Source organism: Kurthia populi, assembly GCF_042686175.1.
Taxonomy (GTDB): domain Bacteria; phylum Bacillota; class Bacilli; order Bacillales_A; family Planococcaceae; genus Kurthia; species Kurthia populi.
In genome coordinates this window covers 1-13,457 of the sequence record NZ_JBHUOR010000019.1, presented here as the reverse complement: position 1 = coordinate 13,457, position 13,457 = coordinate 1, and the positions used below count along the sequence as shown (strand labels likewise).

Here is a 13,457-nt window from a genome sequence, read left to right as displayed (position 1 = left end):
TGAGTTCGCCTGTTGTAAGTGCCACAAAAAAGCGCATGCGAAAACTGAAAGCAATACGCACAAACGCTTTGCTTCAAGGTAATGACAAGGCATTTAAAAAAGCGGAACGAGAGCTTGAAAAGTGCAGAGCGATTCTTGGTACGAAGAATCGGCGTAAAAAAATGATTGAAGCGGCCAGAACGGAAGAGGTGCAGTTCCTTGCAAGCATTGACTATAAAATGTTGCATAGAGCTTCGCGAGGATTTACTCAACCAGATGGTGCTGCCGCCTTTTATTTGGGAATTTCGATGACTAGGTACCGAACAATCAAAAAGAAACTATTAGGGGATGAAATGATGGACACAGCAACAGTAGAAAAAACAGCGGCTAACGATACGTTAGAGTCGTTCCTTCGCGAAAAAGCAGAACGTGAAGAGCATGTGAAGTTTTTAGAAGAAACCGTGCGCAAGCTAACGGATCACATCGTAAAAAGCGATGCCGAGAAGGAAAAAATGCAAGAAGAGTTAACAGCTTTGAGAAATCAATCCGCTTCTACATCACAAAACGATATATCCGCTGAATTTGAAACACTAAAAAGTATTGTACAACCGCTTCTGGCCCACTTTACAACAAGTCTTGAAAAGGGGTGACGCTGTATGCAAGGTATCTGCATTAAAGATGGCGCGTCTAGCAATTTAGTCGCTGGGCAACAGTATTACTTGTTTGAGCATAGCAAGACGCACTACTACGCTAGCAAATTCGATACACCGCGCTCGTTTTTCGGCCTCTATCGTAAGAGTTTGTTTGATGTGCCGGTTGCAGTAGGCGCAGCTGAAACCGAGCGAGAGTCGGAGCCCGAGCAATTGAGCTTATTTTGACCGGCATATGTGGCCAAGAAATGAATAGTTGAATAAATGGGTGGGTGGGATGGAGTAAGGAGCGGCAATATGCGCAAAAGTGAATTGGTACATCATGAGCACTACGTCGCGCAAGTACAACAAGATTTAACGCATTTTCTGTTAAATGATGCGGCGTTAAAAGACGGCACAATCAAATATTTGCGCTGGGATAACGACATGCAATTGTTTGATGTGTATGAGGATGCTGCGCACAAAGTCTTTATTACACATACATTTTACGAGCGTTTTCGCAATATAAAGCTCGTTAATGGGGTTGTATGTCAACGGTGCGGACGCAAGCTAAAAGATACAAAATGGACGCCGATTGGTTACGGGCGTCGGTGTTATAAAAAGTTCTTGCATGAGGAGTGGGAACGTAATCAAATGACGATTTTCGATTTTATCGATGATCCAGAGGAGGTAGGAGCATGAGCGTTGCAAAAAATAAGCAAGACGCGTTGTTAGAAGTACTTATCGAACTCGTAAATGCGCATGAAGATTTATCTGAACAGCAAAAAGAGTTATTAGTAAAAATTTATAAATGCAAGCGTGGCCAAGTTTTGCGTAAAGGTAAAACCGAACGTATTTTATATGGTGCAGACCATATGTTCATCGCATATATGACCAAGCGTTCAAAAAGAAAAGTTACAGTTTTGAATATTCCAGAGTTTTTAAAGTGGGCTGAAAAAGCTGAATTTGTGGAGGTGCAATGATGGATCAAGATGAAATGTATGATGCATACGTTGAGCAAGAAATGAAAGAAGCGGCGGCGCAGCTAAAGGGAAAAGTACGCATAACGATTAATAACGATGCAGAGGTGTTCCCAATTGCTACTGCGGCAGGTTGGGACGAAGCTGTAGGGTATCGTATTACGGTTAAAAATATTGATTTCGCAGTTTTGCCAAATCAAGAAGGTTTCGGCATTACAGATGTTCGTAGTGGGATGGGAATTTTTTTCATCAAAGCGAATCATAAAATAATGTCATTAGATACAGAAGAATCGATGATAATTTTTCTGGGAACACGCGTCGGACCTACTATTTTAGAAAAGTTAGATGAAATAGGTGTCGAAAAATACGAAAGGGCGACTAGCAAGAAACTAGAGGAATTGGTAGTGAGATTAGGCCCGAAACCTGAAGTAGTTGTTTTTTTAGAGGGTGAGGAATAGGCATGGAATTTTTAAATGCAGATCATGAACAAAACTTTGCGACTATCACAGAGCAATACAAGTTTTATATTGTGACAGATTCGGATTTAATCGTTGCATATATCACAGCGGTACCAGAAGTGTACGAAAAAGTGTCCGGGGCACTTTCAGCATACGATAGTTGGCTACTGGACGAGCAGTTTGCTACAGGACAAAGCGATACGTTTAACGCGCTGTTAGGTGTGGCGCTCTCGTATCGTTTGGGAGTGGAGCAAAGCAACTTACGAGCGTATGAGCAAATGCTTGATGGGGCGTATTGGGTAGTTGTTGCACTTGGAGCGGCAGAGATTTATACGAGCGGTACATTTAATACGTTACAAAAAATGGAGGTTTTAGGATGAATAAAGAACAGCTAGAAATGATTAAAGAACGTGTAGTAAATGCTACGCCAGGTGAGTGGATTATCGATAATTCGAGTGACGACAGACCATACATCACAGACATTTGGTTTGATGGCGAGGAAAACGGGCATGTCGAGATTCATAGGTACGGTGCAGCAGCAGAAAGTTACGACGCGGAATTTATCGCACACGCTCGACAAGATGTGCAATCGCTCATTGCGGAGGTTGAGCGATTGCAAAAGGCACTAAAAAATACTGATGCCGACCTGTATGTATATAAAGATTTGTATAACGAGATGACAGATAAAAACATTGAATTGATTAAATTTTTACAGGCGCGCATCACAAAAGGTTGGGGCAAAAAAGCGGTTGACCTTGCGATGATTCATATTCAAGAGCAGGAAAAAGATATTGAGCGATTACGGACGCAAGTCGGAACAGAATTTTTCAAGTACGGCGAACTCACAACAGCTTATGAAGAAGTTGCAGAGGAAAATGCGCGACTACGCATTTATGAAAAACAAATACAAAAGCTTCACGCTGCGGCGACTCGTGCAGAAAATGAAGAAACTGACAGTTTTGAATTTGGAGAAGAAGTTTTAAGGATTTTAGGGAGGTTGATGTAATGAAGCCAGAATCGGTTGATTACGCTGATGAAATTACGTGTCCTTATTGCCAATATGTAGATGATGAAAGTTGGCAAATGACAGAAGAAGAATATGACGATTTCGAGTGTGCGAATTGTGGGAAGCTATTTGATGTTGTGAGACACCTAACAATACGTTATTCAAGCAAGCCGAAAGACGTGGAAGGAGTGGATGAAAATGGCGACAACTACAGTTATGCAGCAGATTGAGGAATTAATTTCTGAAATGCCGCTTCCAGTCTTAAAAGACGTACAGCGACGCTTAACAGATTGGGCATCAAGTGGCGGTAAAGAAGATGATCCGTATGTTGAGCAACAGCTTCGTTATATGAAACATGTACGACATGCACAACATGCTAGTAAATAAATAAAAAAAGCGTCTGTAGCAGCAACTACAAACGCCTGGCTCCTCTTACGAGGTATATATGATTTTAGACGAATCAATTATACCACGAAAAAGGGGAGTTACATATATTGAATAACGAACAACACACAATTACTGAAACAGTCGAGGAAAACGCTGTATATGCTGTAATCGATGGTCGCCTTACAAGATTAGATTCCCCTTCAACGGGATTCGGTAAACAAGAAATTGTATGGCAGAACAGCAAAATAGTGCAAAATAACGTTTATTTTACACAAAAATTGTAGTAAGATGTGAAATAAGTAATTTAATTGAATAAGAAGCTTACCAGGAAAAACCAGGGAGCACTAAATGAATTTGTAGCACATGCTATGAGTTTGTTTGGTGCTCCCTTTTTTATTTGCCAGAAAAAGGAGTGAAACGAATGCGTACGCTACAAGACGAAATTAAACGCCACAACCTTTTACGACACAATAATGACACGAAACCTAATGAAAAGAAGAAAAAGCTTTCTACGGAGCGGAAAACACGCTCAGAGCGATTGTCAAAAGCAGACATTGAGGAACTTATGGGGATAAGACGTCCACGCTATGCACGGCGAAAAGGTGTAATCAAACAAAAATAAAGAGGTGCTGTGGTAATGATGACGATGATGGAAGAACGTGAATATACAAGTAAAGAGTTAGAAAACTGGGCAGATAAGTTGTTGGAAGAGTATGATCATAGTCTAAGTGACTTACGTGCAGTTAAGAGAGCAACAGTTGCTGAAGAGTGCGAAGTAACAAATATCTCGCCGCTTCAAGATAAGAAGTCTATTCTAAACAGTATGGAAAATTCGATGGTCTTTGCGATGGATTGGATGGAGAATGGTCGTAATCCCGATTTGCAACGCGGAGCGGATAAACATGCTGTATACCAGCGTCAGTTTTTCGAGTCACTTGATGTGATTCCAGACATTGCAGAGCAAGTGTATGATATTAATACAAAAGAGCTGCACATGACGAGCGCTGAAAAGAAACAGCTGGCGAAAATTTATAGCATGTGGAGTCATCGTGAGAGACTTTGTTACATTGCTCATACGGTTGAACAAAAAAGTTTTCAACAAATCGCAGACGAATTAAAAGTAAGTAAAGGTACTGTTCAATCATATATTCAACGTGCTCGCTCAAAAGTCAAAGAGGGTNATAAGTGAGAGCAACATTTTCTCATGCGTGAGCAAGCACGCAATCATTTATGGCTGCTTCGACAAGGAGAGTTACCTGTGCACTACTCACAATTGCTGTTCAGGGCAAACATGTTAAGCGACTAATCATCAAGCCGCCACGTGCGGCACATACATATACTGGCGCCATTAAATAAACAGTATGCATAAGCAGGCGCTATACTGCGGTTACCCATGACTGCACCTCTCAAGCCGCTTCTTGTCCAGGAGCGGTATACATATGGCATCTACATTGTAGGTGCTTTTTATTTTGTCCAAAAACAGAAGGGAGCGGATTGTATGAATAGCTACTTATCAGGTGTAATGGATTTAACTGCGGTTATCTGCATAGCAAACATGATTTTAGGGCATCCAATCGACGTTGCTATCACATCTGCTGTAGTGATAATCGCGATATACACTACACTCGAAGTGGTGAAGATATTCGAAAAGGAGCGGACGATATGAACGAAATTACATTTACAATTGACGGACCTGTTCAAGCACAACAACGTCCACGCTTTTCACGTCAAAATGGTCATGTGCGCACATATGACGCTAAAGAGTCGCGCACATATAAAGCACATGTCACACGTACAGCTTCACGTTATGCACCTGAACAACTAATTGATTCGGCTATTGAGTTGCATGTCGTGATATATAGACCGCTCACATCAGATATTAAACGCAGTAAGATACAAACAACAAAAGCATTAAGTGGTGAACGTAAGCCTATTAAGAAGCCAGATATTGAAAACCTTGTAAAAGGCATTATGGACGGTTGCACAGGTGTTTTATGGGTAGATGATTCCCTTGTTACGAAATTAGTAGCCGAGAAGGTATTCGGCGAAGAAGAACGAGCGGAAATAACGATTAAATATTAGAGATGCTTAGTCTACATAGATTAAAAATAAGCGCTGGTAATGAGAGTGTTGCCGGCGTTAAAAGGAAAAGAGGTGGGTGATTCATGAGTGGCTAGAGCAAGAGATCCTAACCGTGATAAAGCTTTTGAGATTTACAAGGAACATAATGGTGAAATTACGAATCGTAAAATTGCCGAAATGTTGGGTGTTCCAGAAAAAACGATAAGCGGTTGGAAGTCCAAAAGTAAGGATAATTGGAAAGAAAAATTGAACGGAGTACTCCAATCAGATGAACGGAGTACTCCAATCAAAAAAGAGAACAAACCACAGGTGAAAAAGCAGAAGGAGCGGCTGTCTATCGCGGAAGAATCACCGATTAATGAAAACAGTGATTTGACCGATAAACAGTGGCTTTTTTGTCGTTACTACACAAAGTATTGGAATGCCACGAAAGCCTATCAAAAGGTTTATGACTGTGACTACATGCAGGCTATGTCCAACGGCAGTCGCTTGCTGAGAAATGATAAGATACGCGCGGAAATCAGCGCAATCAAACAGGACATTGCAGATGGCATCATGATTGAGTCTCGTGCAGTGCTGCAGAAGTGGATTGATATTGCATTTGCAGATATCTCCGACTACGTGGCATGGGGCACCGAGAAACGTTTGATTCCAGACGTATTTGTTGGGCGAGATGCGAACGATAAAAAAGTATTCGAGGATAAGGAAATCAATGTGAACTACGTTCATTTGAAATCCGCTTCGAATATAGACACATCGATTGTGACAGAAATCAAAGAAGGCAAAGATGGCGTGACGGTGAAGCTTGCCGACAAAATGAAAGCACTCGATTTCTTGACGAAGTATATGGACTTGCTTAATGATAATGAGCTGAAGCAATTAAAAATTGAAAAAGAGTTGATTGCAATTCGTAAAGCAAATGGTGACGATCATGAAGAATACGAAGATGATGGATTCATTGAAGCGCTAAAAGGTGTGGAGGTGGATTGGGATGCTGACTAATGTAAAGAAGCTATTAACAGAACAACGTAAGAAGCGGGAGCGTAGGCGAAAAAAGAAGCCTGCGCTTTTTAAATTTACTCCTTTTAGTGCTAAACAGAAGAAGGTGCTCACTTGGTGGTGTCATGCCGCTTCGCCATATAAAGATTATGATGGCATTATTTGTGATGGCTCGGTGCGAGCAGGCAAAACGGTTGTGATGTCACTTTCTTTCGTCATGTGGGCCATGGAAACATTTAACGATGAAAACCTCGGTATGGCTGGTAAAACGATTGGTTCATTTAGACGTAACGTATTCAAACCGCTTCAAAAAATGCTGCGTGCACGAGGGTATACCGTAAAAGAACAACGTACCGAAAATATGTTCACTGTTACAAAAGGTGACCAAGTTAATTATTTCTATTACTTTGGCGGTAAGGATGAAGGTTCTCAAGACCTTATCCAAGGGATTACATTAGCTGGAATGTTTTTTGACGAGGTGGCGCTTATGCCCCGCTCCTTCGTAGACCAGGCAACGGCACGTTGTTCTGTAGAAGGTGCTAAATTTTGGTTTAACTGTAACCCAGCAGGTCCATATCATTGGTTCAAAGTAGAGTTTCTAGATAAATTAAAAGAAAAGAATCTATTTCAAATTCATTTCTTGATGGATGATAACCCTTCGCTTTCAGAAAAAGTGAAGGAACGCTATAAACGCTTGTATTCCGGTGTTTTCTATAAGCGCTATATCTTAGGCTTATGGGTGCTTGCAGAAGGTGTTATTTATGACATGTTTGAGAAGGATAGGCATGTTGTAAAAACAGAGGAGCGGCCATATGAGAAGTTTTATGTCAGTTGTGACTATGGTACAAAGAATCCAACAACATTTGGTTTGTGGGGTTTCTGTGGAGATATTTGGTACAAGGTAAAAGAGTATCACTATGATGGTCGTAAGAAAGGCAGACAAAAAACAGATGAGCAGTACTGTGATGATATGGCAACATTTATCGATGGGCTTACAAATTTCAAAGGAATTATCGTAGATCCATCGGCCGCTTCATTTATTACGGCGCTAAAGAAACGTGGGCACCATGTAATTAAAGCGAAAAATGATGTAGTAGATGGGATTCGTAATGTAGCTACTGCATTGGAGCGGATGCTTATTAAGTACAACGATTGCTGTAAAGAAACATTTAGAGAGTTTTCTTCGTATGTTTGGGATGAAAAGGCAGCAAATCGAGGTGAAGATAAGCCAATTAAAGAGAATGATCACCAGATGGATGGCGATAGATATTTCATAAATAAAGTCGTTATGACAGGACAAGGATTCACATTCTTAAAATAATGAAAGAGGTGAGAATATGCATAATATTTATGATTTTGGAGCGGCCACATATGTAGATGAATTAATTGCACAGATTAAGAATGATGCGCCTAAAGAAATCGAAACGGTGAAAAGCCTATATGAAGCGTTTGATAGCTCTAAAATGCTACAGGGGCAGAAATATTATTGGAACGAATCAGATATTATGGAACGTGAAATTTACACGTACAGCAATGGTGGCAAGAGTGTAGATAAGGAAGCGACGAATGAAAAAGTTCCTAGCGGTATGCACAAAGTATTGGTGGACCAAAAAGTCGCCTATTTAGCAGGAGAACCTATGTCTTTCGGTAGCCGCTCCGATAACCAAGAGCAACTGGAATTGCTTGAAACGATTATTGGGGAGGAATGGGAAGATACACTACCAGAGCTCATTAAAAATGCCTCAAATAAAGGCGTAGAATGGCTCCATCCGTTTGTGAATGAAGATGGCGAATTTGATTATATGATTGCCGAAGCGGAACAAGTTATTCCTATTTACGACAGTAACAGACGGTATAAGCTAACAGCGGCTATCCGTTTTTATCAATATGCAGAGGAGCACATCAAATTAGAAGTATGGACAGATGTAGATGTCACTTACTATGAAATGATTGAAGGCGAAATGTACTTGGATGCTGAACGAGAACTGAATCCAGCACCACATTTCACGAATGCTGAGGGTACAGAAGGGAAATCATGGGGCAAGGTGCCATTTATCCGCTTCGCAAATAACAGCGAGCATTTAAGTGATTTACACTTCAATAAAGCGGCTATTGATGCGTACGAAAAATTAGTAAGTGACGCACAAAATACATTAGTAGATATGCAAGAACTGATTTATGCATTGATTGGTTATGAAGGAGAAAGTCTGGCGGAGTTTCAGAAGAATTTGAAGCGGTATAAGGCTGTTAAGTTATCGCCAGATGAAGGCTCCGATTTGCGAACTATTACAGCAGAAGTGCCGACAGCTGCGTATCAATTACAAGGTGAAACACTGCGGAAAAACATTATTACATCCGGTCAGGGTGTAGATCCGTCACCTGATGTAATTGGAGATGCGCCTTCTGGCGTAGCACTCGAAAATTTATATTCTTTGTTAGACATGAAAGCATCAATGTTGGAGCGGAAATTTACGCTAGCATTGCGTGAGTTCATGTTTTTTATTGGCGTTTACTGTGAGTTGGCACGCGTTGGTGAATTTGATTATCGTGATGTCACCTTTACTTTTAATAAAATGCTCCTTACAAATGAAGCGGAAATTATCACAATGGCTAGAGATTCCCAAGGGATTATTTCAGATGAAACTATACTTGAAAATCACCCTTGGGTACGCGATGTGGCACAGGAGAAAGAGCGGCTAGAGAATCAGAAAGCTTCTGAACTAGACGCATATAGTACCCGCTTCGGTTCGTTAGAAGGTGAAGCGGATGCCGAAACAAATTCATAATCAACTAGACATTATCAAGCGCCTAGACGAACTGATTGCACAGAGTGAGCGTGAAGTAGATGAACTACTTGGAAAGCGTTTAAAAGAGATTCTGGCAACGCTTAGTAATATGTATAGTAAGTTCGTTGAGAGTGATGAGAGTAGTTATACAGATTTAAATAAATATAATCGACTAGCAAAGGAACTCGAACGCATTGCGCAACAGTTGAATGAAGATTACAAGCAAATTGTAAAGCAAATTGAAATGTCTCAACAACGCATTTATGTTGAACAGTACCTGATGGCAGCTTATTTGTTTCAAGTTTATCAAGGAACTGAAGATGGATTTACCTTACCAGGTGAAGATGTTATTGCAGCAGCACTAGCCAATCCAATTGAGTTGCTATGTTTGCCTAAAATATTAGAGGTGCATCGCAATGAAACAATTCGTAAAATACAAATCGAAATATCGCAATCACTTTTGGCTGGTGAAGGGTATTTCAAGATGGCGAAGCGGTTAGAAAATGCAATTGGTATTAGTCAAAACAAAGCACGCACCGTGGCACGTACAGAAGGTGCTAGAGCAATGTCGATAGCAGACGAAGCAGTCACAGAGGAGATGCGCAAATACGCTGATATTGAATGTGTATGGCTATCAACACTTGATACACGAACAAGGCATGAGCACCGTAAGCTAGATGGACAAAAAGCTGATGCGGATGGTTATTTTCATTTCAAAGGAATGAAGGCGAAGGGCCCAACCATGTGGGGAGTAGCAAAAATGGACATCAATTGCCGCTGCGTGAAGATTAAACTCATTGATGGGCAGTTGCCAGCGGTGCGCAGAGGTCGAGATTACAGGAATGTCACGTATCAACAACGATTAGCAGACAGAATTGATAAGTATATGGAAGATGGCTACACATATGCGAAAGCGTATCAAAAAGCTGATAAAGAAGTGTTGCCACCTAATAAGGTTACAACATTTAGAACATATGAAGACTGGGCCGAAAATAGCGCGTAGATACTGCACTGAAATGAGATTTTGAGAGTGAGGATGTAGCGGAATGGTTTATAAGGTTGTGAAGGTCTACGGTACAGATGGTCATAAAGTGGAACGTGAAATTATTAATGTCGCAAAGGTTAAAATCGCAGGTGGATTTGTGACATTTTATAATGATGACAAAAATGTAATCGCAAGTATGTCTAAAGACGGCATACTTTATTACGAATTAATTAGCTTAGGATAGCCGCTTCTAGCGGTTTTTTTATTTTGCTTGAAAGGTGGTGGTATTGATGAATAAAGTTACAAAAGAACAAATTCAAAGTATTTTGGATAACTCGGAGTATGAGGTATTTCACCGCGTATTCGGTAAGCAATGTCTGGTAGTAGCAAGACTACAGAATGGTTTCACAATCGTTGGCGAATCAGCTTGTGTCGACCCTAATAACTATGACGAGCAAATTGGTTTTGATTTAGCTGTTGAGCGGATTAAAAGCAAGGTTTGGGAATTAGAGGGCTACAACTTGCAAAATCAGTTATACAAAGCCTAAGTCGTTCCTATTGGAGCGGTTTTTAATTTTGTCCAGCAAGACGTTAAAAGGCCCGAAAGGAGTTTTACTATGACAAAAGAAGAATTACTTGCATTGGGCATTAACGAAGAGACGGCACAAACTATTGTAGATAATTACGCCGCTTCGTATGTAGAAAAATCTGTACTAGAAGCGGAGCAATCCAAAGTAACAGATTTAACGCAGCAACTTACTGATCGTGACACTCAACTTACGGAATTACAAAATCAAGCAGCTGGTAACACAGATTTACAAGCACAAATTACAGCTCTACAAGAACAGAATGCAAATGAAAAAGCATCGTATGAGCAAACGCTGAAGCAAAAAGATTATGACTACGCACTTTCAAACGCTTTACGTGATGCAAAAGCAAAGAATCCTAAAGCGGTACAAGCGTTATTAAATACTGAAGCCATTACGTTAGATGGAGATAAGTTGATTGGGCTGTCAGAGCAATTAGAAACACTGAGGAAGTCAGATGATTATTTATTCGTACCAGATGGCTTAAAGGGTGGCACGCCTCCACTTGGTTCAGGTGGTCAATCACAGACTTTAACAAAAGCAGAGTTTGCTAAAAAGTCTTATGAAACACGAATGGATTTAATTAGCAAAAATCCGAATTTGCTACAAGAACTAAAATAAAAGGAAAAAAGAGAGGTTTTATAAATGAATACATCACAATTATTGGCCAAGTTGAATTTGCAATTCTTTGCTCAAACACAAGCATCTGATTTAGTAGATCCAGAAGTCATGGCACCAGCTATTGCAGGGAAAATGGAAAATGCCATTAAATTTACAAAATATGCAGATTTAGATACGACACTTGTAGGTCAGCCAGGTAGTACAATTACTCGTCCTAAGTATGGTTATATCGGCGCCGCAGAAGATTTAACAGAAGGCGTACCAATGGACACAAGTAAAATGTCTATGACAACAACAGAAGTTGCTGTAAAAGAAACGGGTAAAGCGGTGGAAATTACAGAGAAGGCTATCATCACAAATGTTGGTGGAACAGTAGGTGAAGCGGAACGTCAACTTGCGATTGCGATGGCTGACAAAGTGGAAATCGATTATATTGCTGCACTTGATACAGCTTTACAAACGGTTGGTGGTTCTCCTACAACCCCAGCGAAAATTCTCGAAGCGGTTACAGTATTCGATTCTGAAGGGGATTTGGATTTAGTACTATTTATGAATCCAGCAGATTACACAACACTTGTGCAAAACCTTTTAACTGTTGGTGGAACAGTACAGGAACGAGCGTTAACATCGGGCCAAGTATCAGAACTATTAGGATTAAAAGCAATTGAACGTTCTCGCCGTGTAGCGGCTGGGAAAGGGTATTTGCAAATCTATTCGACAACCGCTCCAGAAGAATCGGAAGATCCTACGAGTGCTGTGGAAATTGTTCTAAAACAAGATGTTGGCGTTAATAAGGACGCTGACATCCTAAAACGCACAGTAGTGATCGCGGCAAATCGACACTATGTTGTAAACCTTAAAGATGATAAGGGCGTTGTGAAATTCACAGGGGCATAGTAAATCATGAGAAAAATAGTGGGGAGGGATTGTATGTTGTTGCGAAGGTATCATGAAAAGCCGCTTCCTGTGAATTTAAAAGAAGTTAAAAAGGAAGTGAAGCCCAAGCCACGTAAACCACGCACACCACCTAAAAAGGCTGGTGAAGGATGATGGCATGGGAAATTACTGAGGTTGAAGTTCAACAGCTTATTGCTTTGAATAGTGATATTTTGACTCCGGAGCGGCTAGAACATTATAAAATGCTTGCTCCTATTTATTATGAGGTAGCTTGTGATTATTGTAATGCTACGTTAGAGGTTACAAATAGTGGTGTACAGGTATTTGTTGCAAAGGCGATTCAATACTATGCCAATAAAGCGGGATTAGTATCACGCTCAATGGGAACTGTTAGCTACTCATATACAACATCGTTACCTTCTAGCGTATTACAGTTGCTAAATCCTTTTAGGAAGTTGAGGTGGTAGTGTGTACGATGAGTTTCCACACAAAGTAGTTGTATTGCAATTTGTAGAAGGAATAGAAGATGAACTGGGCAATGTGCAAGATGGTGAATGGCACACGTTACACGATGCGTTTGCATGCTTTATTGATACACCAAGTGCAACGGAAAAATACAATGCGATGCAGATTAAACATCAACTAGATCGCTATATGTATTATGCGTATGGTGCGGGCGTTAAACCGAATACTCGCATCCGCTTCGAAGGTGTTGAGTATGAAGTTGAAACAGATGCAGAGGACCAGGGCGGCATGCATGAAATTATGCGTGTGGCATTAAAGAGGGTGAGTCAATGAGCATTACGCAATTTGGCTCAAGTAAACTACAACGCGCAATTGAACGATGGGGAAATAGCGTACTCGATGATGCGAAACGTGCAGTAATTGATACGGCAAATCTAATTCAAGGGCAGGCTAGAGCGTTAGCCCCTGTCGATACAGGTTACTTGCGCCAGTCAATTGAGGTTGAAGTGCTGGATGGTGGTTTAAAAGCGGTTGTCACAGTCGGTGCAGAATGGGCCATTTATGTCGAGTATGGCACAGGTATCTATGCTACAAAG

25 protein-coding genes are annotated in these 13,457 nt (G+C 40.7%); all 25 read left to right on the top strand.

Features of this window, described 5'->3' with window-relative positions; genetic code table 11:
- The first annotated feature begins 35 nt into the window (after positions 1–35).
- On the top strand, positions 36–629 hold the full coding sequence (locus ACFSY7_RS03545) for a hypothetical protein (RefSeq protein WP_380146863.1): 594 nt from the start codon (positions 36–38) through the stop codon (positions 627–629).
- 6 nt (positions 630–635) lie between these two features.
- Complete coding sequence (locus ACFSY7_RS03540; RefSeq protein ID WP_380146862.1) at positions 636–857, top strand: hypothetical protein; 222 nt, start codon at positions 636–638, stop codon at positions 855–857.
- 69 nt (positions 858–926) lie between these two features.
- Positions 927–1,310 carry a hypothetical protein gene (locus ACFSY7_RS03535; protein WP_380146861.1) on the top strand — a complete coding sequence of 128 codons (384 nt, stop codon included), beginning with the start codon at positions 927–929 and terminating at the stop codon, positions 1,308–1,310.
- Positions 1,307–1,591, top strand: a complete 285-nt coding sequence (locus ACFSY7_RS03530; RefSeq protein ID WP_380146860.1) for a hypothetical protein — start codon at positions 1,307–1,309, stop codon at positions 1,589–1,591. Before ACFSY7_RS03535 ends, ACFSY7_RS03530 begins: the two co-directional genes overlap by 4 nt.
- Positions 1,591–2,046 carry a hypothetical protein gene (locus ACFSY7_RS03525; RefSeq protein WP_380146859.1) on the top strand — a complete coding sequence of 152 codons (456 nt, stop codon included), beginning with the start codon at positions 1,591–1,593 and terminating at the stop codon, positions 2,044–2,046. Before ACFSY7_RS03530 ends, ACFSY7_RS03525 begins: the two co-directional genes overlap by 1 nt.
- 2 nt (positions 2,047–2,048) lie before the next feature.
- Complete coding sequence (locus ACFSY7_RS03520) at positions 2,049–2,426, top strand: hypothetical protein (protein WP_380146858.1); 378 nt, start codon at positions 2,049–2,051, stop codon at positions 2,424–2,426.
- The gene (locus ACFSY7_RS03515; RefSeq protein ID WP_380146857.1) at positions 2,423–3,052 is read left to right on the top strand and encodes a hypothetical protein; all 630 of its coding nucleotides are present in this window, start codon (positions 2,423–2,425) and stop codon (positions 3,050–3,052) included. The genes ACFSY7_RS03520 and ACFSY7_RS03515 overlap by 4 nt, the downstream gene beginning before the upstream one ends.
- Positions 3,052–3,282 carry a hypothetical protein gene (locus ACFSY7_RS03510; protein ID WP_380146856.1) on the top strand — a complete coding sequence of 77 codons (231 nt, stop codon included), beginning with the start codon at positions 3,052–3,054 and terminating at the stop codon, positions 3,280–3,282. Before ACFSY7_RS03515 ends, ACFSY7_RS03510 begins: the two co-directional genes overlap by 1 nt.
- Positions 3,251–3,439, top strand: a complete 189-nt coding sequence (locus ACFSY7_RS03505) for a DUF6877 family protein (protein ID WP_380146855.1) — start codon at positions 3,251–3,253, stop codon at positions 3,437–3,439. Before ACFSY7_RS03510 ends, ACFSY7_RS03505 begins: the two co-directional genes overlap by 32 nt.
- A 107-nt stretch (positions 3,440–3,546) precedes the next feature.
- Complete coding sequence (locus tag ACFSY7_RS03500; protein ID WP_186439534.1) at positions 3,547–3,723, top strand: DUF3954 domain-containing protein; 177 nt, start codon at positions 3,547–3,549, stop codon at positions 3,721–3,723.
- A 137-nt stretch (positions 3,724–3,860) separates the two neighbouring features.
- Positions 3,861–4,061 (top strand): hypothetical protein, encoded by a 201-nt coding sequence (locus ACFSY7_RS03495; protein WP_380146854.1) that lies wholly within the window; start codon positions 3,861–3,863, stop codon positions 4,059–4,061.
- Between the two features lie 15 nt (positions 4,062–4,076).
- Positions 4,077–4,628, top strand: coding sequence for a sigma factor-like helix-turn-helix DNA-binding protein (locus ACFSY7_RS03490; protein WP_380146853.1), 552 nt, complete (start codon positions 4,077–4,079; stop codon positions 4,626–4,628).
- 204 nt (positions 4,629–4,832) lie between these two features.
- Positions 4,833–5,105 (top strand): hypothetical protein, encoded by a 273-nt coding sequence (locus tag ACFSY7_RS03485; RefSeq protein WP_380146852.1) that lies wholly within the window; start codon positions 4,833–4,835, stop codon positions 5,103–5,105.
- Positions 5,102–5,521 carry a RusA family crossover junction endodeoxyribonuclease gene (locus ACFSY7_RS03480; RefSeq protein WP_380146851.1) on the top strand — a complete coding sequence of 140 codons (420 nt, stop codon included), beginning with the start codon at positions 5,102–5,104 and terminating at the stop codon, positions 5,519–5,521. Before ACFSY7_RS03485 ends, ACFSY7_RS03480 begins: the two co-directional genes overlap by 4 nt.
- Before the next feature lie 87 nt (positions 5,522–5,608).
- A complete protein-coding gene (locus ACFSY7_RS03475; RefSeq protein ID WP_380146849.1) occupies positions 5,609–6,523 on the top strand; it encodes a terminase small subunit in 915 nt (304 codons plus the stop codon).
- Entirely contained in the window at positions 6,513–7,841 is a 1,329-nt protein-coding gene (locus ACFSY7_RS03470; RefSeq protein ID WP_380146848.1) for a PBSX family phage terminase large subunit, read from the top strand. Before ACFSY7_RS03475 ends, ACFSY7_RS03470 begins: the two co-directional genes overlap by 11 nt.
- A gap of 16 nt (positions 7,842–7,857) precedes the next feature.
- Entirely contained in the window at positions 7,858–9,306 is a 1,449-nt protein-coding gene (locus tag ACFSY7_RS03465; protein ID WP_380146847.1) for a phage portal protein, read from the top strand.
- On the top strand, positions 9,287–10,309 hold the full coding sequence (locus ACFSY7_RS03460; protein WP_380146846.1) for a phage minor head protein: 1,023 nt from the start codon (positions 9,287–9,289) through the stop codon (positions 10,307–10,309). Before ACFSY7_RS03465 ends, ACFSY7_RS03460 begins: the two co-directional genes overlap by 20 nt.
- Before the next feature lie 43 nt (positions 10,310–10,352).
- Complete coding sequence (locus ACFSY7_RS03455; RefSeq protein WP_380146845.1) at positions 10,353–10,535, top strand: hypothetical protein; 183 nt, start codon at positions 10,353–10,355, stop codon at positions 10,533–10,535.
- Positions 10,536–10,581: 46 nt separating this feature from the next.
- A complete protein-coding gene (locus ACFSY7_RS03450; RefSeq protein ID WP_380146844.1) occupies positions 10,582–10,839 on the top strand; it encodes a Gp49 family protein in 258 nt (85 codons plus the stop codon).
- 69 nt (positions 10,840–10,908) lie between these two features.
- Positions 10,909–11,499, top strand: coding sequence for a phage scaffolding protein (locus ACFSY7_RS03445; protein WP_380146843.1), 591 nt, complete (start codon positions 10,909–10,911; stop codon positions 11,497–11,499).
- A 24-nt stretch (positions 11,500–11,523) separates the two neighbouring features.
- Positions 11,524–12,396, top strand: coding sequence for a N4-gp56 family major capsid protein (locus tag ACFSY7_RS03440; protein ID WP_380146842.1), 873 nt, complete (start codon positions 11,524–11,526; stop codon positions 12,394–12,396).
- A gap of 149 nt (positions 12,397–12,545) precedes the next feature.
- On the top strand, positions 12,546–12,863 hold the full coding sequence (locus ACFSY7_RS03435) for a hypothetical protein (RefSeq protein WP_139992830.1): 318 nt from the start codon (positions 12,546–12,548) through the stop codon (positions 12,861–12,863).
- A 1-nt stretch (position 12,864) separates the two neighbouring features.
- Entirely contained in the window at positions 12,865–13,194 is a 330-nt protein-coding gene (locus ACFSY7_RS03430; RefSeq protein ID WP_380146841.1) for a phage head closure protein, read from the top strand.
- On the top strand, positions 13,191–13,457 hold a 267-nt coding region (locus ACFSY7_RS03425), incomplete at its 3' end, for an HK97 gp10 family phage protein (RefSeq protein ID WP_380146840.1). The genes ACFSY7_RS03430 and ACFSY7_RS03425, both read left to right, overlap by 4 nt.